Consider the following 24,691-nt stretch of genomic DNA (forward strand, 5'->3'; position numbering starts at 1 on the left):
ACGTGTCTGATTCAGCGTTTAGTGTTTGCTCGACCAGCCGGTGTAGGAACCGATGTTGTCGCGGGTGATCAGTTTCGGCGTGAGCTGGGTCACCGCTTCAGCCGGTTTCTTGTCATTGAGCAGGTCGTTGCCGATAACCACCGCTTGCTGCGCCATGGCCCATGGGTCCTGACTGGCCGATGCCTGTATCGACGACTCTGATTTCAGCGCGTGTTCGATGTCCGGAGCGCCGTCCACCGAGGTGATGACGATGCCGCTGCGTTTCAGTTGTTTGGCCGCCAGGTCACTGCCAATGGCTTGTGGGTCGTTGATTGCGAACAGGCCGTCGATTTTCGGGAAGCGTGTGAGGTAACCCTGCATGGCGTTCAGGCCGCCGTCACGAGAGCCCTTGGCATCCTGATCGTCTGACAGCACCTTGATGTCCGGTGCGGCGGCGAACGCCGATTTACAGCCGGTGACCCGGTCGGTTACGGCGGTGACCTGAGGGCCGTTTTCGATGATCACGTTCCCTTTGCCGGAGAGTTTATCGACGATGAACTGACAGGCCAGTTTGCCGGCCTCGACGTTGTCGGTCTGCACCGTCGCATCCACGCCCGCCGCGCTCACGTCCACAGCAACCACTTTGATACCGGCCGCCTGGGCCTTCTTGACCGCCGAGGCAATCGCTTTAGGGTCAACCGCGTTGATCAGGATCAGGTCCACCCCGGCCGCGATGAAGTTGTCGATCTGCGAGAACTGCTTGCTCAGGTCATAGTCGGCGGACACGGAGGTCACTTTGGCGTTGGGGTTGATCTCCAGCGCCTTGGCCTTGGCACCGTCGGCCAGGGTCACGAAGTAAGGATTGCCCAGCGAACCCAGACTGATGCCGACTGATTTCAATTCTCGGGCTTCAACGCCTTGCGCCAACAGCGCGGCCAGGCACAGGGATACGACAGCAGGGAATTTGCGTTTGAAGTTCATGATTTCTCTCTTGTGATTATTGTCAGAGCCATTGTTTGAAACGCGTGACGCCAAAACGATGAATCAGGTTCGCGCTCCGGACTGGCGATAGCGATCAAGCGCCACCGCGCCGATGATCACGATGCCTTTGATGATGTACTGCCAGATGTCCGACACGCCCAGCAGCACCAGGCCGTTAGTCAACACCGCAATGATCAGCGCGCCGATCAGCGTGCCGCCAATGGTGCCGACACCACCGGTAAAACTGGTGCCGCCGAGAATCACCGCCGCGATGGCGTCCAGTTCGTAGGACTGCCCCAGTTGCAGGCCGTTGGCAGCGAACAGTCGCGACGCGCTCATGACGGCGCCCAAGCCAGCCAGCGCGCCGGAGACGGCGTAGACGAACAGCAGGACTTTCCACACCTTGATCCCGGACAACCGCGCGGCTTCGGGGTTGCCGCCCACTGAATAGATCTGCACGCCCATGACCGTGCGCCGCAGAATAAACCAGGAGATGACGATCACCGCGACCGCAATGATCACCAGCCACGGCACGCCGAGCACTGAATCGTTGCCGATGAAGGCGAATGGCAGATCAGGGTTGAACACGGTCTTGTCGTCGGCCAGCAGGCGCGCGAGGCCTCGCATGGCGGTCAGCGCACCGAGGGTGACAATGAACGGGGGCAGACGCATGAAGGCGATCAACCCACCGTTGACCAGCCCCAGCAGCAAGCCGAAACCTACTCCGGCGAAAATCCCGAGCATGCCCCACTGCGGCGACATCGACGCTTGCAAGGCCACGACCGCGGAGGCTGCCAGGATCGCGCCGACCGACAGGTCGATGCCGGCGGTAAGAATCACGAAGGTCATGCCCGCTGCCAGCACCACGTTGACCGAGGCCTGCTGGGTGATGATCGACAGGTTCTGCCAGGTCATGAAACTGTCGGTCATCAGCGCAAAGCCCACCAACAGCAGGATCAGCACCGGCAGCATGCCAATGGTTCGCATCAGCTCGCGCACACGTTCACGTTTGCTGATGGCCGCCACGCTTGGCGAGTTTTCCAGGGTCAGACTCATGGCCTGGCCTCCTTTTTATTGTTATCGGATAGTTGCGATTCCTGTAGGAGCGCGCTTGCCCGCGATTGCGGTGGGTCATCCACGCATGCATCACCTGACGCCTCGCAACCGCGGGCGAGCGCACTCCTACCAGGTCCTGTGTCAGGCTTGAACAGCCACCTGCTCACCCCCAGTCGCCAGATCAATGATCCGCTCCTGAGAAATCTCGTGTCCCGACGCGCCGCCGACTTCCGCCACCAACTGCCCTTCACGCATGATCAGCACCCGATCACAGGTGCCGATGATTTCCGGCAACTCGCTGGAAATCACCACGATGCCGACCCCGGCCTTGGCCAGTTCGTTGATGATCCGGTAGATCTCGGACTTCGACCCGATGTCCACGCCACGTGTCGGCTCGTCGAGAATCAGCACATGCGGTTTGACTTCCAGCAGACGCGCCAGCAGCACCTTCTGCTGGTTGCCGCCGGACAACGCACCGACGTTGACCTTGCCCGACGCCACGCGAATCGACAGTGACCGGATCGCCTCGACCGCCCGTTGCGCGCCGCGCCCTCGATCCAGTACACCACCGGCATGAGCATCCGGAACACAGGCACAGACGTTGATGTTGTCGCGCACGCTCATGTCGAGGAACAGGCCCTGGGCCTTACGATCCTCGGTGAGATACACCACGCCCGCGCGAATCGCGTCAGTCGGATTGCGCAGTTCCGTCACCGCTTTGCCCGCCACTTCAAGGCTGCCAGCGGTGCGAGGATCGGCGGCGAAGATCAGCCGCGCCAGCTCCGTGCGCCCCGCTCCGACCAACCCGGCGATGCCCAGCACCTCACCGGCGTGCAGGTCGAAGCTGCAGGGTTTGACCCGCTTGCCGTCGGCCATGTCACGCACGCGCATCACCACTTCTCCGGGGTCATACGGGGCGTGTTCTTTCTTGTAGAAACCCGACAGGTCGCGGCCAACCATCATCTTCACCAGCGCATCCGCCGACAGCGCGTCGCGCTCCAGCATGCCGACGTACTCACCGTCGCGCAGTACGGACACCCGGTCCGACAACTCGTAGATTTCGGCCATGCGATGGCTGATGTAGATGATCGCCAGGCCCTGATCACGCAGCTGTTTGATCAACGCAAACAGGCGATCGGTTTCGCGGGAAGATAACGGCGTGGTCGGTTCGTCCATGACCAGAATTTTTGCCTCGGCGTGAAGCGCGCGAGCAATCTCCACCAATTGCCGCTCGGCAATCGACAGCACGCTGACCTTGGTCGAGGGTTTGAAGTCGGCGCCCAGTCGCGCCAGCACATCGGTGCACCCCGCCTCCATCGCCTTGCGGTCGATGCTCCAGCCCCGACGTAACTCACGCCCCAGATAAATATTCTCCGCGACGCTGAGGTTCGGGCACAGGCTCAGTTCCTGATAGATCACCGCGATGCCCTGGGCTTTCGCGGTCAGCGGATCGAACGCCGGCAGCGTCCGGCCACCCACGCGAATCTCGCCGCCGGGATCGGCCTGGTAGGCGCCGGAGAGGATTTTCATCAGGGTCGACTTGCCCGCGCCGTTCTCGCCCATCAGTGCATGGACTTCACCGGCATAGACTTTGAGGGCGACATTTTTCAGCACGCGCAGGCCATTGAAGGTCTTGGAAATGGCGTTCATTTCCAGCACGGGGATTGGGGATTCGGCGAGGACGGCGCTCATGTTCGAGCGTCCGCAGCAGGGTTTCTTGGGGGTTCAGGCGCGGTAAGCGCGCGTGAAGACAGAGCAGACAAACTGTTCATGTGAATCCTCGAGGCGTCTTGTTTTTATGCCTGGGCCACCTCGTAAACGGGCGCCGCTCGGGAACTGCTTTGGAGAATCAATTTGAAATACTCTAGACCAGCTGAATCGTTTCACGCAAGCGCTTGCTTTTCTGTACATGAAAAAGGCGACCAAACGCAGTCGCCCCTCCTCTCATCAAAAAACGCCCCAATGGACGGGCGTGAAACCTGCGTCGCGCTTACGGTTTAGCGACTTTCCACATGTCCTTGAAACCGTCACCGGTGGTGTCGCCCGCTTTGGCGTCCTTGGTCCATGTGTAGAGCGGCATGCCGTCGTAGGCCCACTGTTTGCTGCCGTCGTCTCGGGTCACAACCGAATATTTGCCCTCGGTCTTCGCATCAGCTCCGGCCATCAGCGGAGGCCATGCCTTGGCGCAGTCGCCGTTGCACGCCGACTTACCGGCGCTGTCTTTGGTGAAGGTGTACAGGGTCATGCCTTTGTGATCGGTGAGCACTTCGCCTTTGTCGGTTTTGCCGGTCATTGCCGGGCTGGCAGCAAACGCCAGGCTGGAGGCGCACGTCAGGGCGACGGCGGCGGTGAGGATGATGTTCTTCAGCATGGTGAACTCCTTGATTGTTTTTCGAGTAGGGAGCAGACGCCAGAAACCTTCCAGGCTCCCGCTGCTGGCACCGATTGGTGTGGGCAGTGAAGGTAAACGTTTGTCGAAAGGGGTTTATTCCATGGGGATCGGAAATATTTTTTGTGCAGGTGTTTGGGGTTGGTGAGAAGTGGTGAGCTGCGTCTGGATTGCGTGTCTTATTCCTTTTTTTGGCGCGGCGCGGGCCGGGTTTGTCCTAACGGCCAAACTGTTCCGCCTTCGGCGGGTTACTTGATAACCCCAAGTAACTCGCCGAAGGCGAAACAGGGTCTGGCGTTAGCCAGATCCAAAAACCACTGCCCAAAATGATGGACATACGCACTCTACTGGCCTACAGCACAAACGCTTTGATACTGAGCGCGCTCTAGCCGAACGCAGCTTTGCAAACGTTACGTTCAAGCCTTGCCAATCTCAGGCATCAGCATCCATTCCGCGCTGTCATTCCACACGTCCATACGGGTGATCTTGCCGTTGCGCACTTCAAACCGATCCAGATAGCGGTTACCGGAAAAGCTCCGGCCGTCCGGCCATTCGCCGTACAGGGTGCCAGTGGAATACACCACGGTGTGATCACCCCGGTCCATCCAGTCGAAATTCCCCAATGCCTTTTTGACCCACGCATAGCGCGAGCCGTTGAAGGCGGTGATGGTTTGCGGGTCCGGCATGGCGCGACCGCCGGTGAATGTGATCTTCACGTCATCGCTCATGAAGGTCGCGGCGCGGGCCGGGTCCGGGGTCATGGAGGCCTCAAGGAAATTGCTAACAATCTGAACGTCTTTATTCACTTCTGACATAACCGCTCTCCTGACTCGATGATGACCGCTGACGGCCCATGTGCATCCACGTGGTGCGAAGCGCCTTAATATGGAGCGAGATTACGGGCGATGGCCGCCTTAACCTGCGCTTTCAGGGCGTGACTGGACTGGCATCCTACTTGCTAGCAATAAATTTACAAGTGCTAGCAATCAGGAGCATCACCCATGTCATTCCGGCTTCCAACCCTGCAGCGTCTGTTGTCCCCCACGGCTGCGGCCTTCTCTCTGACCCTTGCGATGTCCCCAGGTGTACAGGCGGCAGAACCGCCGATCAAAGTCGGTCTGGTGGCCGCGCTTTCCGGGCAATCGGCGAAATCCGGCGAAGCCTTGACCCGTGGCCTGACCATGGCCATCGATGAGGTCAATGCACACGGCGGCGTACTGGGGCGTCCGCTGGAACTGGTGCGCCGCGACGACGAAAGCAACCCTTCCAAAGGCATGCTTGCCGCCCGCGAGCTGATTCAGCGCGAGAAAGTGACGGTGCTGTTCGGCGGCCTCGACACCCCGGTCTCCCTGGCCATCGTGCCCCTGGCGAATCAGCTGAAAGTCCCGTTCATGGGCATTTGGGCGGCCGGGACCAAGATCACCGAAAACGGCGCGGCGGACAACTACGTGTTCCGCGTCTCGGCCGTCGACGAACTCGTCGACGAAGCGCTGGTGAAATACGGCGTCGACCAAGGCATGAAGAAGCCCGGGATGATCCTGATCAACAACCCGTGGGGCGAGTCCAACGAGGCAGGCTTCAAACGCGCGCTGGAGAAACGCGGCCTGGAGAGCGCCGGTGTCGAGCGCATTCAGGACAGCGATCTGGACGTGGTTCCGCAGTTGACCCGACTGAAAAACGCAGGCGCCGACACCCTGCTGATGGTCGGCAATGTCGGCCCGTCGGCGCAGGTGGTCAAGTCACTGGACCGCATGGGTTGGGACGTGCCGGTGGTGTCGCATTGGGGTCCTGCCGGCGGACGTTTCGGGGAACTGGCCGGGCCGAGCGCCTCGCGCGTTCACTTCATCCAGACGTACGTGTTTACCGAGCACAACAACGCCAAAGGCGACGCGCTGCTGGCCTCGTTGAAAACCGCCTACCCGCAAATCAAGACCTTGGCTGACGTGACGCCTGCGGTCGGCATCGCCAACGCCTATGACGCACTGCACCTCAGCGCATTGGCCATCGAAAAAGCGGGCAGCACCGACGGCAAAGCCGTACGCGACGGTTTCTACGGGATCACCGACTACGACGGCCTGATCAAGGATTACAAGCAGCCGTTCACGGCACAGAAGCATGACGCACTGGGACCGGACGACTACGTGTTCACCCATTTCGTCGGCGACCAGATCGTCCCGCTCAAGCCTTGATTGACGCTGCCACCGCACGCTAAGGAATCACACCATGTTTACCGCCGCCATCGTCACCGGCCTCGGTCTGGGCAGCATGTACGCGCTGCTCGCGCTGGGCTTTCACCTGACCTATGTGGTCTCGCGCACCGTCAATTTCGCTCAGGGCAGCGCGATGATGGTGGGCGCAGTGCTGGGCTATACGCTGTGCATCACGTGGGGTTTGTCACTGTGGCTGGCGCTGCCGCTGACGCTGTTGCTCAGCGCGCTGTACGGCCTGGTAATCGAACGCTGGCTGGTGCGCCCGTTCCACAGCCGTGGCTCCCAGGCCTGGCTGATGGCTACGGTGGCGGGCGGCATTCTGGTGGACAACCTGGCACTGTTCACCTTTGGCAAAGAGCCGCGTCAATTTGAAAGCAGCCTGGTGAGCCTCAAGGTCGAGCTGTTGGGCAACGGCATCGGTGCCTTGCAGTTGCTGATTCCGCTGATGGGCGCGGCCATCGCCCTCGCGCTGTTCCTGGTGCGCCGCTACACGCGCCTGGGCAAAGTGCTGGAGGCCTGCGTTCAAAATCCCAAGGCAGCGATGCTGATGGGCATCAACGTCAATCGCGTGGTCGCTATCGCCTTTGCGGTTTCGACGGTGTTCGCCGCAGTTGCGGGCCTGCTGATCGCGCCGCTGTTCAGCGTTAACGCCGAGATGGGCATGTTGTTCGGCCTCAAGGCCTTTGCGGTGGCGATTCTCGGCGGCATTTCCAGCGCCGGTGGTGTGTTCGGGGCCGGGCTGCTGTTCGGCCTGACCGAAGCGCTGGTCACCCTGTATTTCGGCTCGGCGTTTACCCAGATCTTTACCTTCGCGCTGGTGATTATTGCCTTGGCGATTCGTCCCAACGGCCTGTTTGGCAGCCAGGCACTGGTGAAAGTATGAAAGACCTGAAACCCCTGTTAGGCCCTGCGTCCATTGCCGTACTGGCCCTTGTCAGCGTGATTGCGGTCTTTACCCTGGACAGCTACTCACTGCTGGTCTTCACCTTGTGTGCACTGGCCGCCGTGGTCGGTGTCGGCCTCAACGTCTTGATCGGCTTGAGCGGGCAAATCTCTTTCGGTCACATCGCCTTCTATGCCATCGGCGCCTATGTCTCGGCCTTGATGACCCTCGCGGGCCTGCCGCTGTGGCTGGCGGTTCCCGCCGCGGGCGTCGTGGCCGGTGGCGTTGGCGCATTGCTGGCCATTCCTGCGTTACGCGTCACCGGGCCTTATCTGGCGATGATCACCATCGCGTTCTCGTTTGTCGTGCACCACAGCCTGATCGAATGGCGTGATGTCACGGGCGGCTCGAATGGACTGATGGGCATCCCGTTGCCGGCGTTCGCGGGCATGGACCCCTCGGTCTTGCTGGCGCTGATCGCCACCGCCCTGATGATCGGCGCACTGGCGTTTTACCAGCGCGTGCACCACAGCGGCTGGGGCAAGGCGATGCGCGCGGTGAAGGCGTCGGAAATCGCTGCGCGCTCACTGGGTTTCAATCCGGTCGTCAGCAAAACCCTGGCCTTCGCACTGTCCGCCCTGCTCACCGGGCTGGCCGGCGCCTTGCTGGCCCCGTTGTTGATGTTCATCAACCCGGAGTCGTTTCCGTTTTCACAATCGATTCTGTTCGTGCTGGCGGTGATCGTCGGCGGCAGCGGCACCTTGTTCGGCCCGGTGCTCGGCGCCTTGTTGATCGTGCTGGTGCCGGAACTGCTGTCGGATTTCGCCGAGTACCGCCTGCTGATTTTCTCGGTGTTGCTGCTGGTGGTGCTGTGGATAGCGCCGAACGGCCTGCTTGGCGCCCTCGCCCGTCGCTGGATCAAACCCACGCTGCTGACACCTCCGGGCCAGATCAATCAGAAACGCATGGCCGATTTTCTGAGCGCTCGCGTGAAGGGCGATGGCCTGCACATTCGTGACATCGGCATCCGTTTCGGCGGTGTGCAGGCGGCGCAGGGCGTCAGTCTGCACGCGCCAGCCGGGAGCGTCACCAGCATCATCGGCCCCAACGGCGCGGGCAAAACCACGGTGCTGAACATGATCAGCGGCTTCTACACCCCGGACAGCGGACAGATCGAGCTTGACCAGTCGCTGGCTGGATTGCCTGCCTGGAAAACGGCGCGTGCCGGCATCGCGCGGACCTACCAGACCACTCAACTGTTCGGCGAGATGTCGGTGCTGGACAACGTGCTGGTGGCCATGCAGAAAGGCCGTCTGGGTTTTATCTTCAATCGCGCCACCGCCGAGCAGCGCTCCCTTGCACTGGACCTGCTGGCGCTGGTGGGCTATCGAGGCGCAGTCAACATCGCCGCCGACGACCTGCCCCACGTCGACCGTCGGCTGGTGGAAATTGCCCGGGCGCTGGCGACTGCGCCCTCGGTGTTGCTGCTGGATGAGCCGGCTGCGGGCTTGAGTCGCCGCGACACCGACGCCCTGGCGATTGTGTTGAAGCAACTCGCCGGCTATGGCCTGACCGTGATGCTGGTCGAGCACGACATGGCACTGGTGATGTCGGTGTCCGAACGCTTGCTGGTGCTGGACGCGGGCAAACCGATCACGGTCGGCACGCCGCTGGAAGTGCAACAGAACGAGCGGGTGATCGCCGCTTATCTCGGGGGCACCGAGTATCGGGCGACACCCCGCGACCAAGCCTGGAACGGCAGCCATGACGCGCGCCTGTACGTGAAAGATCTGGTCATCGACTACGGCGCTGCGCCTGTGGTGAACAAGGTCAATCTGGTGGTCAACCCTGGCGAGCTGGTGGCGATTCTCGGCGCCAACGGCGCGGGCAAATCGAGCATCCTGCAGTGCCTGGCGGGCCTGCATCGTGCGTCAGGCGGCAGCATCCTGCTGGACAACGAAAACATCGAACAGGCCAGCGCCAGCAGCATCGCGGGACAGGGCCTGGCGTTGGTCCCCGAAGGTCGCCAGGTCTTCCCGTACCTGAGCGTGCGCGACAACCTGCTGCTGGGCGGTTACTCGCGACGTGAAGCGTTCGACGCCGAGGGGGAAATCGAAGCGATCCTCAAGCGTTTCCCTCGCCTGCGTGACCGGATCGACAGCCCGGCCGGTCTGCTTTCCGGCGGCGAGCAACAGATGGTCGCGGTGGGTCGCGGGTTGATGGCCAAACCGAAAATCCTGCTGCTGGACGAACCGTCGCTGGGCCTGTCGCCGTCGATGATCGGCGAACTGTATGACGCGCTGGCCGCCCTGCGCGACGAAGGCGTGACGCTGTTGCTGGTGGACCAGATGGCCAACCTTGCGCTGCAAGTCGCCGACCGCGCGTATGTGCTGGAAACCGGCTGCGTGATCAAATCCGGCAGCGCCGCCGAACTGCGCGAAGACACTGAACTGGCTGCGGCCTATCTGGGCGAAGGAGCCTGCGCATGAACGCCTTGATCATCCGCAATGCACGTTTGGACGACACCCGGGATCTCGCGACGTTGTACATCGAAAACGGACGTTTCGTCGACGCGCTGAGCCGGGACATCACGACCTGTGAAACCCTGGACCTTGAGGGTCGACTGCTCCTGCCCGGTCTGATCGAAACCCACATCCACCTGGACAAGGCCTGCATCATGCAGCGCTGCCAGTTGCAGGCGGGCACCCTGGCCGAGGCCGTGCAACAGACGCGTGCCGCCAAGGCTGAATTCACCGAGCAGGATGTGTATGAGCGCGGCAGGCAGGTGCTGGACAAGGCAATCCTGCAAGGCACCACGCACATGCGCACCCATGTCGAACTGGACCCGCAGATTGGCTTGATCGGCTTCAAGGCGATCCGCCGCTTGCAGGCCGATTACGCGTGGGCAATCACCCTTGAGATCTGCGTCTTTCCGCAGGAAGGCATGCTCAACAACCCCGGCACCGAGGCGCTCTTGCGTTACGGCCTGGAGAATGGCGCGACCGTGCTGGGCGGCTGCCCTTACACCGACAGCGACCCGCTGGCACAGATCGACCGATTGTTCGAACTCGCCATGGAGTACGACTGCGACCTGGACATGCACCTGGACTTCGATCTCAACCCCGAAGGCATGACCATCGAGCACGTAGCGCGTTGTACGGAGCAGCATGACTGGGCTGGGCGAGTGACCGTCGGGCACGTGACCAAGCTGTCGGCGCTGCCGATGGAGACGCTGATCGGGCTGGGTATCCGGCTGGCAGAAGCCGGCGTGCAGGTGACCTGTTTGCCAAGCACTGACCTGTTCCTGACCGGCCGAGAGCACTTTCACAACAAGCCTCGAGGTGTCGCACCGCTGGCTCACCTGCACGCGTGCGGGGTCACCTGTTCGGTGTCGACCAACAACATCGGCAACCCGTTCACACCTTATGGCGACGCCTCCTTGGTGCGCCAGGCAAACCTGTTCGCTAACGTCAGTCAGATGGGCACGGCAGCGGAATTGCTGCAGTGCATGGCGTGGGTGTCGAGCGAATCGGCGCGGATGCTTCGCCTGAAAGATTACGGACTGACGCCGGGCTGCAACGCAGACTTCATCGTCTTCGACGCTCCCTCGCCTGCCGCAGTCATCGCTGAAATCAGCGCGCCACTGATGGGCTACAAACACGGGAAGCGAACATTTGAAAGGCCGCAAGGCCGGTTGCTGCTCCCCGGCTAAGCCTTGGACGATTCGCTCCAGCGGCTGCCCGGAGGGCACAGGAGCGACCGGGGTGGCGTTCCACCTTGCGTGCGATCTGCCAAGAACCGGCAGCAACATCAGCCACCTCGGCTGGCTAGACGCGACGCGTCCTGTGGGAGTGAGCTTACTCACGAAAGGGCCGGTCCATCCACCCCATCTCCCGCGCATCTAATGACGCCTTCGTGAGCAAGCTCACTCCCACAGGTCATTTTTATCAAGCGAGTGGCTTCGATCAGACGCCCTCTTCAGTCGCTCAGCGCTTGCTTGAGGTTGAACTCTTCTGGCGCCGATGCTTCCAGCGCCAGTTGCCCTTCCAGTTCATCCAGGTGCTCGAGCATGACGGCAACGGCATTCTCATGGTCGCCCTCTTCAAGGGCGGTGATGATCTGTTGATGCTCGTCCGAGGCGCAGGACGGCACGTCGTTGCGCTGATACAACGCCACGATCAGCGAGCTGCGCACCATTAGGTTGCCGAGGATATCGCTGAGCACGCTGTTGCCGCAGATGGCACCGAGCATCAGATGAAACTCGCTCAGCTCACGCACGATCGCCCGGCGGTCGGTGTCGTTGGTGGCCTTGCGCTCGTTGTTCATGTGGGTGGCGATGCGCTGACGTTGCTTGCGCATGATCGCCGGGGTGATGGACTCGACGATCGCGCGCTCGATGGCGCGTCGGGCGCTGAAGATATCCCGCGCTTCCTTGGCCGTCGGCTGCGATACCATCGCGCCACGGTTGGCCTCGATGGTGACCACCTTCTGCAAGGCCAGGCGCTGCAACGCGGCCTGCACATGGTTGCGGTTGGCGTGCAGGGTTTCGACGATCTGCGCTTCGATCAACCGTGTGCCGGGCGGCAGGCGATGCTGGGCAATGGCCTTGTACAACGCATCGACGATGCGCTGAACCTCAAGCTGTTTGGCGGTGACAGTGCTCAAGCCCATCCATTCCTCGTTTCTGCAGAAAACCTTCTGCCGCGCGCAGGGGTGGCGGGCGGGCAACGGGCGGCATTATCCGCCAGTGCCCGAGGCACGGCAAACCCGGCGTGCGGCCGCCATTCAATCATCGGCACCGCTACGCTTTCAGCCCCAACCCGAGCCCCTCACCGCGGGGATCGTGCATGGCGTGAAGCAATCCGTCGCGTTCGATGCTGATGATCCCGGCATGGCCCGTCATGGGGCTTTGCGCCGGGATCAGTTCCACCTCATGGCCCCGCTCTGCCAGCCCCGCCACGCTGTCGGGGTGGATATCGCTTTCCAGTTTCAGGTTGTCCGTGCTGTCGAAAAAGCTGCGACCCAACAGAAAACGCGGCATGCGCAGCGCACGATCAATGGGCTGACGGTAATCGATCAACTGCGTGGCCAGCACCATCTGGGTCTGCGGCTGACCGTCGCCGCCCTGGGTGCCGAAGAAGAACCGGCGACCGTCATCGGCCAGATAACACGACGGGTTGAGCGTGTGCGCCGGACGCTTGCCGGGCGCCCACCCGTTGACATGCGCGGGGTCGGCATTGAAACCCGCCGCGCGGTTCTGCCAGAGCACGCCCGTGTCGCCCAGGATGCAACCTGAACCGAAGTCATGGAACAGGCTCTGGATCAGGCACGCGGTACGGCCTTCGTGGTCCGTGGCCGCCATCCAGATGGTGTCGGCCGGACGCCCCGGCTCGTTCCAGGGCGCGGCCCGCTGATCGTCTATCGCCGCGGCATACGATTGAGTGCTCTCCAGTGAAAGACTGGCCGCGAAATCCCAGTCGATGTGCGACGGATCGCACAGCTCGGCGTTGCGCCGCAGCAACCCCTGCTTGATCGCCTCCACCAGCACATGGTAGTAGGCCGCGCTGCCATTGCCGATCCCCGCCAGCGACCTGTGCTGCAACGCACCCATCGCTTGCAGTGTGTACAACCCCTGACTCGGCGGCGCGACGTTGAACAGCTCACCCTGACGATAACGCACCGAAATCGGCGCCACCTCCGGCGCTTGCGTCGCGCGCAAATCAGCGGTGGTCAGCCCACACCCCAACCGCCCGAACGCCTCGCCAAAGGCATCCGCGAGTTCGCCCCGATAGAAATCCTCCACGCCATGACGCGCAAGGTGCCGCAAGGTGTTCGCCAGCGCAGGCTGACGCAATACATCCCCTTCGCGCATCCAGCGGCCTTCCGTCCGGCACAGCGCATGCAGATCCGGCAACTGCTCGATCAAGGGCTGACGCAACGTTTGCCAGAACAACTGAGACTGAGACACCGGCACGCCCTGTTCCGCCATCACTGCGGCGTCACCGAGCACGTCAGCCCAGCCCAAGCGCGAACCCCACTCATGCCGACTGATATTGGCGGCCGTCTGCCAACTGGCCAATGCACCGGCAGTGCTAGCCACCGAACTCGGCCCGCGCAACCCGATGCCACCCGCGTCAGGCAAGCGCATACCTGCCTGCCCGATCCCCACGATGGTGCGCACCTTGCGGTCGTGGATCATCCAGAGTGCATCGCCGCCCAGCCCGGTCATGTGCGGGAAAACGGCGCTGAGCATCGCGCTGGCAGCCAGCATCGCATCGATGGCCGTCCCTCCGGCCTCGAGAATGCGCAGCCCGGCGGCACTGGCCTCGGCATGGGGAGTGGTGATCACCGCACGGCGTGAAGTCGCAATCATGAATGAAGGTCCTTGCGCATATTGCTAGCTATTTATTTTCTGGTAGCTAGCAAAGCAAAAGGTGTGCCGTGCGGTGTCGCTATAACCCCTCGTTATCTATGGGTCTCAAATACTCATTGGTTCGGCATGACGAACGCCTCCATATTCATCCCATAACAACAAGTCAGTCATCGAGGTCATCGTCATGCTTTGCTCCACCCTTCCCGTTCGCACCGACGTGTGCAAACCATGAACGCCGACCGCCGCGACCCGCGCACCGTTGAGGTGATCGACGCGCATCATCATTGCTGGGATCTGTCCCAGGGTAACTACCCGTGGTTGCAGCAGGATTATCTGGGCGAGCAGTTTTTTCTCGGACCGTACGAACAGTTGCGCCGTGACTATTTGCCTGACGACTACCGCGCAGACACCAAGGGCTATCGCATCGTCGGCACGGTGCACATCGAGGCGGAACGCTCACGCACCCAGCAGGTGGAAGAAACCCGCTGGTTGCATGGGTTGCGCGAGCGCAGCGGTCTGCCGACGGTGGTCGTGCCGCACGTGTCGTTCACCCAACCCGATCTGATCGAGGTACTGACCGCACACACCGCCTTTGCGCATGTGCGCGGCATCCGCTCCAAGCCCGTCACGGCTTCAGGGCCGGGTATTTCGGTGCAAGGCCAGCCGGGGACACTGCAGGATCCCGCCTGGCTTGAAGGGCTGTCACAGCTGCAAGCCTTCGGTTTGTCCTGGGACCTGCGCGTGCCGTTCTGGCACCTGCTGGAAGCGGCGGACGTGGCGAAGCAGTTTCCCGGGATCCGAATCATCCTTAATCACACCGGGCTGCCGCTGGACCGTTCCGAAGAGGGTTTGGCCGCATGGCGCGAAGGGATGGAAGCGCTGGCGGACGCGCCCAACGTGTACGTGAAGCTCTCGGAGCTGGGCTTGCGCGGTGGACGCTGGGACCCGGTTTCCAATCGTCAGGTCCTGCGCGATGCACTGTCGATCTTCGGCAGCGAGCGCGCGGTGTTCGCCAGCAACTTGCCGGTCTCGGGCCTGAGCGCACGTTTCGAAACGCTGTTTGCCGGCGTACTCGATGCCGTGTCCGAGCTGGATCAAGTCGCTGTCGACAACGTCTTCGCCAACAACGCCCGCATTTTTTATCGAATGTGATGCCTCAACGGATCACCGCTCAAACCCGTCAACGTTCTGCACCCGATAACTCCAAGAAAAAGGCCAGACCATGAACACCACACACAGTGCATCCCCGTCAGCGGGGACAGTGGCAGGCACTGCCACTTCTGAGGACACCCTCTTCCGCAAGATCGCCTGGCGCCTTTTGCCCATCCTGATGCTGGGGTATCTGGCGGCGTCTATTGATCGGGTCAACGTCGGCTTCGCCAAGCTGCACATGGCTCAGGAACTGGGCTTCAGCGACGCCGTGTACGGATTTGGCGCCGGGGTGTTCTTTCTCGGTTACTTCCTGTTCGAAGTGCCGAGCAGCGTGATTTTGCACAAGGTGGGCGCGCGCCTGTGGATCGCCCGGATCATGGCGACCTGGGGCATCATTTCCGCGCTGACAATGTTTGTCAGCTCGCCGTGGCAGTTCTATCTGGTGCGCTTTCTGCTGGGGGTTGCCGAAGCGGGCTTCATTCCCGGGGTCATCTATTACCTGACCCTGTGGTTCCCGTCGCAACGTCGCGGTCGGATCATGGGTGTGTTTTACATCGCCCTCGCCCTGGCCGGATTTATCGGCGGGCCGGTGTCCGGGCTCATCCTGCAAACCATGCAAGGCGTCGGTGGGCTGGCGGCGTGGAAATGGCTGTTCATCATCGAGGCCATCCCGACGGTGCTGATTGCCGTGCTGGTGGTCACCAAGCTCGACAACAATGTGCAGTCGGCGAAGTGGCTTTCGCCTGAAGAGCGGCAGCATGTGAAGACGCTGATCGACGCGGAATCAAAACAGAAGAGCCACATGCCCTTGCGCGTCTTGTTCGGCAACCGGCTGGTGCAGGTCATGAGCCTGATCTTCTTTTGCGACATCTTCGCCATGTACGGCCTGGGTTTCTGGATGCCGACGCTGATCAACAACATGGGCGTCAAGAGTGACCTCAGCATCGGCCTGATGTCAGCGCTTCCGAGCCTGTTTGCCGTCATCAGCATGATTCTGGTCAGCCGCCATTCAGACCGCACCGGCGAGCGACGCCTGCACCTGATGCTGTTGTACGCGCTGGGCGCGGTGGGTCTGAGCCTGTCGATCGTCTGGCAACACAACCCGACGCTGGGCATCTTCGCCCTGTGCATCGCCAACATGGGGATCCTCGCCATTCCGGCGCTGTTCTGGAACCTGCCGACCGCCATCCTGGGTGGCGCGGCGGCCGCCGCCGGTATCGCGCTGATCAACTCCTTCGCCAACCTGGCCGGTTTTCTCGGCCCGTATCTGGTCGGCTACGCCAAACAACTGAGCGGCAACACCGAGTCCGCCGTGTGGCTGATGGTGATCGTGCTGGTGGTTGGCGGCCTGTTGATTCTGACGGTGCCTGCGGAGCGGGTGAACAAGTCGCCCGCGCTGTCTGGCGAGAAATAATACTAACCCTCGGTGGCGATCCGGATGATCGCCATCGAGGCTCTTAACGGGGCATTCCTGCAACCATGCCCCCTCTCGGCAGCCCTCTTTTGTTAAAGTTCGCGACCCGGGGGCCGACAGACTCCTTTTCCCCGTCACGGATGATTCAAATGTTCCGCCCTCTTTTTACCGGCGTTGCCCTGCTCGCCGTCGCCTCCACGGCCCACGCCCAGACCGTCACCACGCCTGAACAACTGCTCACTGAATTCTCACGTTGTGATGCGCGTTTCTTCGAAAGCCTGCGCGACGCCCGCCTGCCTGCCGATACCCTGCGACTGAGCGATTATGGCTCGGTCAAGGCGCCGACCATCATGAGTCCGCTGCAGGAAGGCGGCACGTACCAACACTTCGCAACACCCCTGACCATCAACGGCGTGCGCATGGTCGGCTACTACAATCAGGCCGAGACCATCAAAAACTTCGGAAACTTCCTGTTCTGGGGGTTCGTGGCCGATGGCACACCGCAGGAAGTCGCCGCAAAACTCAAGCCGCTGATCGTTGATAACGCGCGTTTCGTGAATCAGGGCAACGCCATTACCCGCGCAGAAATTCGCCGCGTCGGTGACCCGATCGGCCAATGGCGCACCCAAGGACTGACCGGTCCCGGCGTCGCCACGCCATTTGGTTTCGTTGACCGTGTGCTGATGGTCGACTCGGGCGACAGCACACCGCCGCTTGCCGGACACACCACCGTGTTCTGCTCGCTACAAGGCACCGTGACCGCGCCCCTGCTGCAGGTCTATCGCCCTGACCTCAACGCCCACCTGCTGGACTGACAAGGATGTTTTTCATGAATGCTCGCTGGCCCGCATTGATCGCCTGCTCCGTCGTCCTCACCGGGTGTGCCGGGATGCAGAACCCGCAGAAAGCCAACCTGGCTCACTGCCGTAATCAGTTTCAGGCGTCAAAAGCTGAAAACTATCCACTCGTCCTGCAGGAAGGCGATCAATGCCTTCAGAACGCGGCCCTGCCGACGTCGCTGCAAAGCGTGATCTACGCGGTACAGGCCGATGCCTATAACAACCTGAAGCGCTTTCCCGAAGCCGTGGCTGCCAAGGAAAAATCCATGCAGCTGGCGGTCAAGCCCGACCCGCGCGACAACCTGGATTTGAGTTACATGTACCGTGGCGCGGGCAACCCGAAAAAAGCCCTCGAGCTGGTGCAGTACAACCTCGACAACGGGTTGGGTGAAGCCGGCAAGGGTTCCGGTTTCCATATGCCGACCTACTACCATCTGGGCCTTGCGCTGACGGACCTGGGTCAATACCGAGAAGCAGCCGAAGCGTTCAGCACCGGCCTTCAGCGCCAACCGGACTACGCATGGGGTTACTACGCACGCGGGATCGCGTACGACCATCTGGGCGACAAGGACGACGCCAAGGCCGACTTTGTGAAGTTCTCGCAGATTGCCAACAAGAAGTACGTGCTGGCGGAGCAGAAGGCCAAGCTGGACGAGTATAGGATCACCCTCCCCTGACCACGGATCCGCGTGTGGGTCAGCCATGAAGACTGTAACTGACCCACCGCATTCGTCCGACTGCGGCCCATACCCTCGTAACCTCCGACGTCTCGCACACGAACCGGTTAGACAGAGATGTCATGCCCGCCGCATAACCTGTAGGAGCTGCTGGAGGTTACGACAGTGGCGAATGCGGTGGGACAGTAACATCACCGGTGACTGACCCACCGCGTTCGCTGCCGTCGTAACCTCCGACGTCTCCTACAGTGTTCGCGTCGCTCCGAAGACTTGAGCACGACGCTGATACTTTAGAAGCGCGCGAAAGCGGTGAGCCAGCGACATCACCGGTGGCTGACCCACCGCGTTCGTCCGACTGCGGCCCATACCCTCGTAACCTCCGACGTCTCCTACACGAACCGGGTAGACCGAGATGTTCTGCCCGCCGCACAACCTGTAGGAGCTGCTGGAGGTTACGACAGTGGCGAATGCGGTGGACCCGTGACATCAACGGTGACTGACACACCGCATTCGTCCGACTGCGGCCCATACCCTCGTAACCTCCGACGTCTCCTACACGAACCGGGTAGACCGAGATGTTCTGCCCGCCGCATGACCTGTAGGAGCTGCTGGAGGTTACGACAGTGGCGAATGCGGTGGGACAGTAACATCACCGGTGACTGATCCACCGCGTTCGCTGCCGTCGTAACCTCCGACGTCTCCCACTGGGGCTGTGGTAAACCAGGCCACCGCAGCCGCCGCATAACCTGTAGGAGCTGCTGGAGGTTACGACAGTGGCGAATGCGGTGGACCCGTGACATCAACGGTGACTGACACACCGCATTCGCTGCCGTCGTAACCTCCGACGTCTCCTACATGGACCGGGCAGACCCAGACGCCGTGGCCGCGCCAGAACCTGTGGGAGCTGCTGGAGGTTACGACAGTGGCGAAAGCAGTGGGGCAGTTACATAACCGGCGACTGACACTCCGCATTCGCTGCCGTCGTAACCTCCGACGTCTCCTACACGGAACGGGCAGACCGGGAGATCGTGGCTGCCTCAGAACCTGTGAGAGCGAGCTCGCGGTTACCCCAGGAGGTCACCCGCTTCAAAACAACCCCATCTGCCCACCGATCAGCGTTTCGAAGTCGTCGTCCACGAACGGCAGGATGGCGTCGGCAATCGGTTGCAGCTGGCGGGTGATGTAGTGGTCGTAGTCGATCGGTGCGCTGCGCACTTCCAGGGGTTCGGGGCCTGCGACGCTGATCACGTAACTGATCCAGCCGCGATTCTGGTACTGCAACGGACGGCCCTGCTCGTGGTTGTACGCGTCGGCAATTCGCGCCGCGCGTACGTGGGGCGGGACGTTGCGTTCGTAGTCGTCCAGCGCTCGGCGAAGGCGTTTGCGGTAAATCAGTTGATCGTCCAGTTCGCCCGCCAGGGTCCGGCGTACGTAGTCACGCACGTAATCCTGATAGGGCCTGCGGTTGAAGATGCGCAGGTACAGTTCCTGCTGGAACGCCTGCGCCAGCGGCGACCAGTCGGTGCGCACGGTTTCCAGGCCCTTGTAGACCATTTCGTCTTCGCCGTTGGCCCGCGTGACGAGGCCGGCGTAGCGCTTTTTGCTGCCCTCCTCGGCCCCTCGGATCGTGGGCATGAGGAAGCGTTTGAAGTGGGTTTCGAATTGCAGCTCCAGCGCGCTTTCCAGGTGATAGACGTCACGCAGATGCTCGCGCCACCAATCGTTGACGCCCGCGACCAGCGCCTTGCCGATCTGAGCCGCTTCTTCCTGGCCGTGGGGACGTTTGAGCCAGACGAACGTGGAGTCGGTGTCGCCATAAATCACTTCGTAACCCTGCGCCTCGATGAGCTGGCGGGTCTGACGCATGATCTGATGCCCGCGCAGGGTGATCGACGAGGCCAGGCGGGTGTCGAAGAAGCGGCACCCACTGGAGCCAAGCACCCCGTAGAAGGCGTTCATGATGATTTTCAATGCTTGCGAAAGCGGCGCGTTGCGCTCGCGTTTAGCCGCTTCGCGACCTTCCGCCACCCGTGAAACGATCGATGGCAGACAGTGCCGGGTGCGCGAGAAACGGGCCCCGCGAAAGCCCTCAACCGAGTCACTGTCATCCGGATGCTTGAGGCCTTCAATCAGCCCGACCGGATCGATGAGGAAGCTGCGAATGATCGACGGATACAGACTCTTGTAGTCCAGCACCAGCACCGACTCGTAGAGGCCGGGCCGAGAATCCATGACGAAACCACCGGGACTGGCCTCTGGCATCCGCTCGCCCAGATTCGGCGCGACGAACCCCTGGCGATGCATTAGCGGCATGTACAAGTGCTCGAACGCCGCCACCGAGCCTCCGCTGCGGTCGGCGGGCAATCCGGTCACCGTGGCGCGCTCCAGGAGAAACGTCAGCAGCTCGGTTTTCTCGAAAATCCGCGTGACCAGCTCGCAGTCCTTGAGGTTGTAGCGCGCCAGCGACGGCTTGTCCTCGGCGAACATGCGGTTGATCTCGTCCATGCGCTGGTAGGGATTGTCGATCGCCTTGCCTTCACCCAAGAGCGTTTGCGCCACATTCTCCAGACTGAACGAGGGAAAGCTCCAGGTCGCCGACCGCAAGGCCTCAATCCCGTCGATGATCAAGCGCCCCGCCGCCGAGGCAAAGTAGTGATTATTGCGCGCCCCGTGCTCGCGCCAGCCCATGGCTTCACCGTCGCGCCCCAGGCGCAGCGGCACGTTCAGCCGCCGGGCATGCTCGTGCAGCACGCGCAGGTCAAACTGCACCACGTTCCAGCCGATGATCGCGTCGGGGTCATGCAGCGCCAGCCACTCATTGAGTTTTTCCAGCAACCCTTGGCGGCTGTCGCAGTAATCGAACTTGAAATCCACCTGCGAGGCATCGCCATTGGGCGGGCCGAGCATGTACACCTGACGCTCACCGCAGCCTTCCAGCGCAATGGAATACAGCTCGCCACGTTCGGTGGTTTCGATGTCCAGGGACACCAGTCTCAGCGTCGGCCGATAGCCCGGTGCCGGCCGCATCTGCGCGTCGAGCAGCACGCCTTGAGCGTCCGGCGTGCCGCTGAACTGCACCGGCGCGGTGATGAAGCGCTCCATCAAGTAACGCTCGGGCGGACGCACGTCGGCCTCGTACACATCGACGCTGGCGCGGCGCAGGTCTTTTTCCAGGTTCATGAGCTGGCGATGCTGACGGGCATACAACCCGAGGACGGGACGATGGCGAAAATCACACAACTCCAGCGCCTTCAGTTCGACGCCCTTTTCGTTGCGCAGTACCGCTTCGGCACGCTCGCGGTGCTGCTCAGGAATGAAGGCGGTGGAGATCTGCGGCTGCAACCGCACGCGCCGTGGCCCGTGATCGGTCGCCAGCCAGAATTCCACCTCCGTCCCCGCGTCGGTGTCGCGCCAATGCCGAGTCAGGACGAAGCCCTGCTGTAATTCCACCTCTGCAACCTCAAAACCGTATTTCAGAGGCGGGATTCTACGGCCATCGGCGTATGAAAGCGCGTCACCCTGTTGTCGTCGCAGTCACAACGTTCTCAAGGATGACCGTCCATCAAAAAATTGGCGCCAAACAATCACCGATTATGGCACTATGCCACCCGCAATACGCCATCATCATGACATCAGAAAAGTTCAACGCACTCAAAGGGATTTGCCCATGATCGCTCGCCTCATCCGCTACAGCCTTGTCTTCGTTTTGCTGTCCGCTTCCGCCGTTCTGACCGGCTGCTCCAGCTTCGTCCAGAAACCCATCGACCTCGACGCCCAATTCTGGAATGACAAAGACCCCGTCATCGGCGTCGCCTTGAGCCCGTTGCCAGCGCCACAACTGGCATTGACCGGCAATCAGGGTCTGCTGGAGCTTGCGATCAACAAAGGCGTGAATAGCAAGCTCAGCGATCAGGTCAGCGCCTGGGAATTGCACGACCTCGAAAGCCTGCCGGATGAAGTCGTCGCCAGCCTGAAAGCCAAAGGTCTCAACGCCAAGCGCATTCCCGATGCGATCGACCTGACAAAATTCAAAGAAACAGAAAAGCGCGAAGGCTACCTGGCGCGGAACATCAGTGACCTGAAAAGCAAATACGGCGTAGACCGCGTTCTGTTGATTTCCTATACCACCACCGGTGCATTCCGCAGTTACTACAGTGTCGTGCCTACCAGCGTTCCGACGCCTCAAGTAGGCGGGATTGGCATGCTGGTCGACCCGAAGGACAGCCGCCTGGTCTGGTACAAGCCGTTTGTGGTGGTGCAGCCTGCCCAAGGTGAATGGGACCAGCCGGGTTACAGCAACCTGTCCAATGCCTTCTACCAGGCGCTGGATGGCAGCCGTCAACAAATCCTGTCTGCGTTCAATAAATGAAGCGATTGAGCCTAATGGCAGGCCGGCACATCGGCCTGGGCGTGGCACTCGGGCTGATGCTGGGCGGCTGCGCCCAGTCCCCGGCGCCATCACGAAGCTTCAACGACCCTGCTGCGATGCGTTACATCAATGATCACGGCCTGCGGGTTGACGTGGAGATACCAGCCAAGGACTTCGTCACCGCCTCGATGGTGATTGACGCCAAGACCGCGATGGCTGCCCAGCAGACCAGCCAGAACGCTGCCAATGCCGCGCACGGCGCGGGACTTGCCGGGCTCCTGGTGCTCGGCGCGCTTCATTCGCAAATGGGCAGTGGCGCGCTGGAGCGCGACGCTCGCCATGAAGCCGAAAACGACGCCAAGCCTATGGCATCGTTGCTGGCGGGTAACCCCCTCGACAGCCAGTTGCAGGAGCGTTACCGGCAAGCGAGCGCGGATGCGGGCCTCAGGCAAGCGCAGAACCCGATTGCCGGACGGCTCGTGATACGGCCCCACATCGTTTTGGCGCCCGACCGTGGCAGCTTCAGTCTGCTCAACGAAGTCGAGCTTCAGGACATCGCCGGTTCGGCCCTCTATCACGCGCGCATCGAGGTCTTCAGCCAGTCCTTTCGGCGGTGTGGAGCATCGTGCATCGACGACGGCCAGCTCGATCTGGCGAACGTCACCACGGTGCTGAACGCCAGCATCGATGAGTCGATGAAAGTCCTGGCTCAGGACCTGCAGACACAAGGCAACGCGGGACGCGAACAGACCATTCGGTACGTGATCAACGGTCATCGCCATGTAGAGCGAGGTCAGTTGCTGTCCTCAAGCGACACCTACGTGCGCTACCGCAGCCTGGATGGCGCAGTCAGGTCGGCCCCCGTGAAGCTGGAAGACTCGACGCTTTTGCCTGCGTTGCAGCAGGTTGCCGGGGCGCCCGCTCAGGTGGTGCCTTCGCTACAGCCATGACCCGGAAGGTTCGCGTCGGCGATGACGCGGACCTCTCTGTAGACCTCAGGGAACAAGCCGGCCACTCAGGTATCAGAAGATGACTCGCACATCTTCTGAGGGATCCAGCATGCTTGTTCGACGCACCTCTCTGGCGACCGCCGTCGCCGCCACGCTTTTCTGCTCACTGGCCTTTGCCGCCGACCTGCCGCCTGATCAGCTTTTGAAAAAGGCCGAAGCCGAACAAAAACCCTATCTTGCGACCGTTAAACAACTGGTGGACATCGACACCGGCACAGGACAGGCCGCTGGACTGAAGACGGTCAGCGCAGTCCTGGTCGAGCGGCTCAAGGCCTTGGGTGCGACGGTCGAGACCACACCGGCGACGCCCTCTGCGGGCGACAACATCGTCGGCACCATCAAGGGCAACGGCACCAAGACCTTCTTGCTGATGATTCACTACGACACCGTGTTCGGGCCCGGCACTGCCGCGAAACGGCCGTTCCGCGTCGATGCGCAGCACGCCTACGGCCCTGGCGTGGCCGACGCGAAAGGTGGCGTTGCCATGGTGCTGCACTCGCTCAAGCTGCTGCAGGATCAGAAGTTCAAGGGCTTCGGCACGATCACCGTGCTGTTCAACCCGGACGAAGAAACAGGCTCCTCGGGCTCGAAGAAACTCATCGCCGACCTGGCGAAAAAACATGACTACGTGTTCTCGTACGAGCCGCCCGACAAAGACGCCGTCACCGTCGCCACCAACGGCATCAACGGGGTGTTCGTGGACGTGAAGGGTAAGTCGTCGCATGCGGGCTCCGCGCCCGAAGCCGGACGCAACGCCGCGATGGAGCTGGCCCATCAACTGCTTCAGCTCAAAGACCTTGGCGATCCGGCCAAAGGCACGACGGTGAACTGGACGCTGATCAAGGGCGGCGAGAAGCGCAACATCATCCCCTCCAGCGCGGCGGCCGAAGGCGACATGCGTTATTCGGACCTGAGCGAGACGGACCGCGTGCTGGCTGACGGTCAACGCATCGTGCAGAACAAGCTGATCGACGGAACGGACGTGAGTTTTCGCCTCGACAAAGGTCGCCCACCGCTGGTGAAAAACCCCGCGTCGGAAGGCCTCGCGAAAACCGCCCAGACGCTGTACAGCAAGATCGGTCGCACGGTCGAACCGATCGCCATGCGTTTCGGCACCGACGCCGGCTACGCGTATGTGCCTGACAGCCAGAAGCCTGCCGTGCTTGAAACCATGGGCGTGGTCGGCGCCGGCTTGCACGCCGACGACGAATACGCCGACCTGTCGAGCATCGCACCCAGGCTGTACCTGACGGTGGCGATGATCATGGAATTGTCCGCGAAGTAGCCTCTCTTCCAAGGCCACTCAGCCACTGTTTTTGAGTCTGGCGCAGGGCCGTGGAACCAGGTGTTTCAGCCAGG

19 protein-coding genes are annotated in these 24,691 nt (G+C 61.6%); 11 read left to right on the forward strand and 8 right to left on the reverse strand.

Annotation, left to right across the window (positions count from 1 at the left end; all coding sequences use genetic code 11):
- Positions 1–18: 18 nt before the first annotated feature.
- From BLS87_RS15410 to BLS87_RS15430, 5 genes are all read right to left on the reverse strand, one after another.
- Positions 19–960, reverse strand: a complete 942-nt coding sequence (locus tag BLS87_RS15410; protein ID WP_074753348.1) for an ABC transporter substrate-binding protein — start codon at positions 958–960, stop codon at positions 19–21.
- 63 nt (positions 961–1,023) lie between these two features.
- Positions 1,024–2,016, reverse strand: a complete 993-nt coding sequence (locus BLS87_RS15415) for an ABC transporter permease subunit (protein ID WP_074753349.1) — start codon at positions 2,014–2,016, stop codon at positions 1,024–1,026.
- A 141-nt stretch (positions 2,017–2,157) separates the two neighbouring features.
- Entirely contained in the window at positions 2,158–3,708 is a 1,551-nt protein-coding gene (locus tag BLS87_RS15420; RefSeq protein ID WP_208605168.1) for a sugar ABC transporter ATP-binding protein, read from the reverse strand.
- A gap of 298 nt (positions 3,709–4,006) precedes the next feature.
- The gene (locus BLS87_RS15425) at positions 4,007–4,387 is read right to left on the reverse strand and encodes a COG4315 family predicted lipoprotein (RefSeq protein WP_074753350.1); all 381 of its coding nucleotides are present in this window, start codon (positions 4,385–4,387) and stop codon (positions 4,007–4,009) included.
- Between the two features lie 434 nt (positions 4,388–4,821).
- A complete protein-coding gene (locus BLS87_RS15430) occupies positions 4,822–5,220 on the reverse strand; it encodes a nuclear transport factor 2 family protein (protein WP_074753351.1) in 399 nt (132 codons plus the stop codon).
- Positions 5,221–5,406: 186 nt separating this feature from the next.
- Between BLS87_RS15430 and BLS87_RS15435 the strand changes: the two genes are divergently transcribed.
- From BLS87_RS15435 to BLS87_RS15450, 4 genes are read left to right on the forward strand one after another with little or no spacing between them, the layout of a single operon-like run.
- Positions 5,407–6,594 carry an ABC transporter substrate-binding protein gene (locus BLS87_RS15435; protein WP_074753352.1) on the forward strand — a complete coding sequence of 396 codons (1,188 nt, stop codon included), beginning with the start codon at positions 5,407–5,409 and terminating at the stop codon, positions 6,592–6,594.
- Between the two features lie 34 nt (positions 6,595–6,628).
- On the forward strand, positions 6,629–7,498 hold the full coding sequence (locus BLS87_RS15440) for a branched-chain amino acid ABC transporter permease (protein ID WP_074753353.1): 870 nt from the start codon (positions 6,629–6,631) through the stop codon (positions 7,496–7,498).
- On the forward strand, positions 7,495–9,987 hold the full coding sequence (locus BLS87_RS15445; RefSeq protein WP_074753354.1) for a branched-chain amino acid ABC transporter ATP-binding protein/permease: 2,493 nt from the start codon (positions 7,495–7,497) through the stop codon (positions 9,985–9,987). Before BLS87_RS15440 ends, BLS87_RS15445 begins: the two co-directional genes overlap by 4 nt.
- Positions 9,984–11,210 carry an amidohydrolase family protein gene (locus BLS87_RS15450; protein WP_074753355.1) on the forward strand — a complete coding sequence of 409 codons (1,227 nt, stop codon included), beginning with the start codon at positions 9,984–9,986 and terminating at the stop codon, positions 11,208–11,210. The genes BLS87_RS15445 and BLS87_RS15450 overlap by 4 nt, the downstream gene beginning before the upstream one ends.
- A gap of 266 nt (positions 11,211–11,476) precedes the next feature.
- Here BLS87_RS15450 and BLS87_RS15455 read toward each other — a convergent pair whose 3' ends face one another.
- Both BLS87_RS15455 and BLS87_RS15460 read right to left on the reverse strand, forming a co-directional pair.
- Entirely contained in the window at positions 11,477–12,169 is a 693-nt protein-coding gene (locus tag BLS87_RS15455; RefSeq protein ID WP_074753356.1) for a GntR family transcriptional regulator, read from the reverse strand.
- 130 nt (positions 12,170–12,299) lie between these two features.
- The gene (locus tag BLS87_RS15460) at positions 12,300–13,871 is read right to left on the reverse strand and encodes a gamma-glutamyltransferase family protein (RefSeq protein ID WP_074753357.1); all 1,572 of its coding nucleotides are present in this window, start codon (positions 13,869–13,871) and stop codon (positions 12,300–12,302) included.
- Between the two features lie 228 nt (positions 13,872–14,099).
- Between BLS87_RS15460 and BLS87_RS15465 the strand changes: the two genes are divergently transcribed.
- From BLS87_RS15465 to BLS87_RS15480, 4 genes are all read left to right on the forward strand, one after another.
- Entirely contained in the window at positions 14,100–15,023 is a 924-nt protein-coding gene (locus tag BLS87_RS15465) for an amidohydrolase family protein (RefSeq protein WP_074753358.1), read from the forward strand.
- Between the two features lie 70 nt (positions 15,024–15,093).
- Positions 15,094–16,437 carry an MFS transporter gene (locus BLS87_RS15470; RefSeq protein ID WP_074753359.1) on the forward strand — a complete coding sequence of 448 codons (1,344 nt, stop codon included), beginning with the start codon at positions 15,094–15,096 and terminating at the stop codon, positions 16,435–16,437.
- Positions 16,438–16,586: 149 nt separating this feature from the next.
- The gene (locus BLS87_RS15475; RefSeq protein ID WP_083370684.1) at positions 16,587–17,252 is read left to right on the forward strand and encodes a hypothetical protein; all 666 of its coding nucleotides are present in this window, start codon (positions 16,587–16,589) and stop codon (positions 17,250–17,252) included.
- A 14-nt stretch (positions 17,253–17,266) separates the two neighbouring features.
- On the forward strand, positions 17,267–17,953 hold the full coding sequence (locus tag BLS87_RS15480; RefSeq protein ID WP_208605169.1) for a tetratricopeptide repeat protein: 687 nt from the start codon (positions 17,267–17,269) through the stop codon (positions 17,951–17,953).
- A gap of 1,086 nt (positions 17,954–19,039) precedes the next feature.
- Here BLS87_RS15480 and BLS87_RS15485 read toward each other — a convergent pair.
- Positions 19,040–21,403 (reverse strand): DNA polymerase II, encoded by a 2,364-nt coding sequence (locus tag BLS87_RS15485; RefSeq protein ID WP_074753362.1) that lies wholly within the window; start codon positions 21,401–21,403, stop codon positions 19,040–19,042.
- Between the two features lie 217 nt (positions 21,404–21,620).
- Between BLS87_RS15485 and BLS87_RS15490 the strand changes: the two genes are divergently transcribed.
- From BLS87_RS15490 to BLS87_RS15500, 3 genes are all read left to right on the forward strand, one after another.
- Positions 21,621–22,322 (forward strand): hypothetical protein, encoded by a 702-nt coding sequence (locus tag BLS87_RS15490; RefSeq protein WP_074753363.1) that lies wholly within the window; start codon positions 21,621–21,623, stop codon positions 22,320–22,322.
- 14 nt (positions 22,323–22,336) lie between these two features.
- A complete protein-coding gene (locus tag BLS87_RS15495) occupies positions 22,337–23,272 on the forward strand; it encodes a hypothetical protein (protein WP_341845433.1) in 936 nt (311 codons plus the stop codon).
- Between the two features lie 109 nt (positions 23,273–23,381).
- On the forward strand, positions 23,382–24,617 hold the full coding sequence (locus tag BLS87_RS15500) for a M20/M25/M40 family metallo-hydrolase (protein WP_074753365.1): 1,236 nt from the start codon (positions 23,382–23,384) through the stop codon (positions 24,615–24,617).
- Positions 24,618–24,691: the final 74 nt, after the last annotated feature.

It is taken from the genome of Pseudomonas abietaniphila (genome assembly GCF_900100795.1).
GTDB classification, from domain to species: domain Bacteria; phylum Pseudomonadota; class Gammaproteobacteria; order Pseudomonadales; family Pseudomonadaceae; genus Aquipseudomonas; species Aquipseudomonas abietaniphila.

What these genes read in the sequence shown, in the direction of transcription:
- BLS87_RS15495 (WP_341845433.1), top strand. Translation starts at nt 22,337, where the DNA reads ATGGCAGGCCGGCACATCGGCCTGGGCGTGGCACTCGGGCTGATGCTG.
- BLS87_RS15460 (WP_074753357.1), bottom strand. Translation starts at nt 13,871, where the DNA reads ATGATTGCGACTTCACGCCGTGCGGTGATCACCACTCCCCATGCCGAG.
- BLS87_RS15435 (WP_074753352.1), top strand. Translation starts at nt 5,407, where the DNA reads ATGTCATTCCGGCTTCCAACCCTGCAGCGTCTGTTGTCCCCCACGGCT.
- BLS87_RS15455 (WP_074753356.1), bottom strand. Translation starts at nt 12,169, where the DNA reads ATGGGCTTGAGCACTGTCACCGCCAAACAGCTTGAGGTTCAGCGCATC.
- BLS87_RS15480 (WP_208605169.1), top strand. Translation starts at nt 17,267, where the DNA reads ATGAATGCTCGCTGGCCCGCATTGATCGCCTGCTCCGTCGTCCTCACC.
- BLS87_RS15490 (WP_074753363.1), top strand. Translation starts at nt 21,621, where the DNA reads ATGATCGCTCGCCTCATCCGCTACAGCCTTGTCTTCGTTTTGCTGTCC.
- BLS87_RS15440 (WP_074753353.1), top strand. Translation starts at nt 6,629, where the DNA reads ATGTTTACCGCCGCCATCGTCACCGGCCTCGGTCTGGGCAGCATGTAC.
- BLS87_RS15415 (WP_074753349.1), bottom strand. Translation starts at nt 2,016, where the DNA reads ATGAGTCTGACCCTGGAAAACTCGCCAAGCGTGGCGGCCATCAGCAAA.
- BLS87_RS15420 (WP_208605168.1), bottom strand. Translation starts at nt 3,708, where the DNA reads ATGAGCGCCGTCCTCGCCGAATCCCCAATCCCCGTGCTGGAAATGAAC.
- BLS87_RS15445 (WP_074753354.1), top strand. Translation starts at nt 7,495, where the DNA reads ATGAAAGACCTGAAACCCCTGTTAGGCCCTGCGTCCATTGCCGTACTG.
- BLS87_RS15410 (WP_074753348.1), bottom strand. Translation starts at nt 960, where the DNA reads ATGAACTTCAAACGCAAATTCCCTGCTGTCGTATCCCTGTGCCTGGCC.
- BLS87_RS15465 (WP_074753358.1), top strand. Translation starts at nt 14,100, where the DNA reads ATGAACGCCGACCGCCGCGACCCGCGCACCGTTGAGGTGATCGACGCG.
- BLS87_RS15425 (WP_074753350.1), bottom strand. Translation starts at nt 4,387, where the DNA reads ATGCTGAAGAACATCATCCTCACCGCCGCCGTCGCCCTGACGTGCGCC.
- BLS87_RS15470 (WP_074753359.1), top strand. Translation starts at nt 15,094, where the DNA reads ATGAACACCACACACAGTGCATCCCCGTCAGCGGGGACAGTGGCAGGC.
- BLS87_RS15475 (WP_083370684.1), top strand. Translation starts at nt 16,587, where the DNA reads ATGTTCCGCCCTCTTTTTACCGGCGTTGCCCTGCTCGCCGTCGCCTCC.
- BLS87_RS15450 (WP_074753355.1), top strand. Translation starts at nt 9,984, where the DNA reads ATGAACGCCTTGATCATCCGCAATGCACGTTTGGACGACACCCGGGAT.
- BLS87_RS15430 (WP_074753351.1), bottom strand. Translation starts at nt 5,220, where the DNA reads ATGTCAGAAGTGAATAAAGACGTTCAGATTGTTAGCAATTTCCTTGAG.
- BLS87_RS15500 (WP_074753365.1), top strand. Translation starts at nt 23,382, where the DNA reads ATGCTTGTTCGACGCACCTCTCTGGCGACCGCCGTCGCCGCCACGCTT.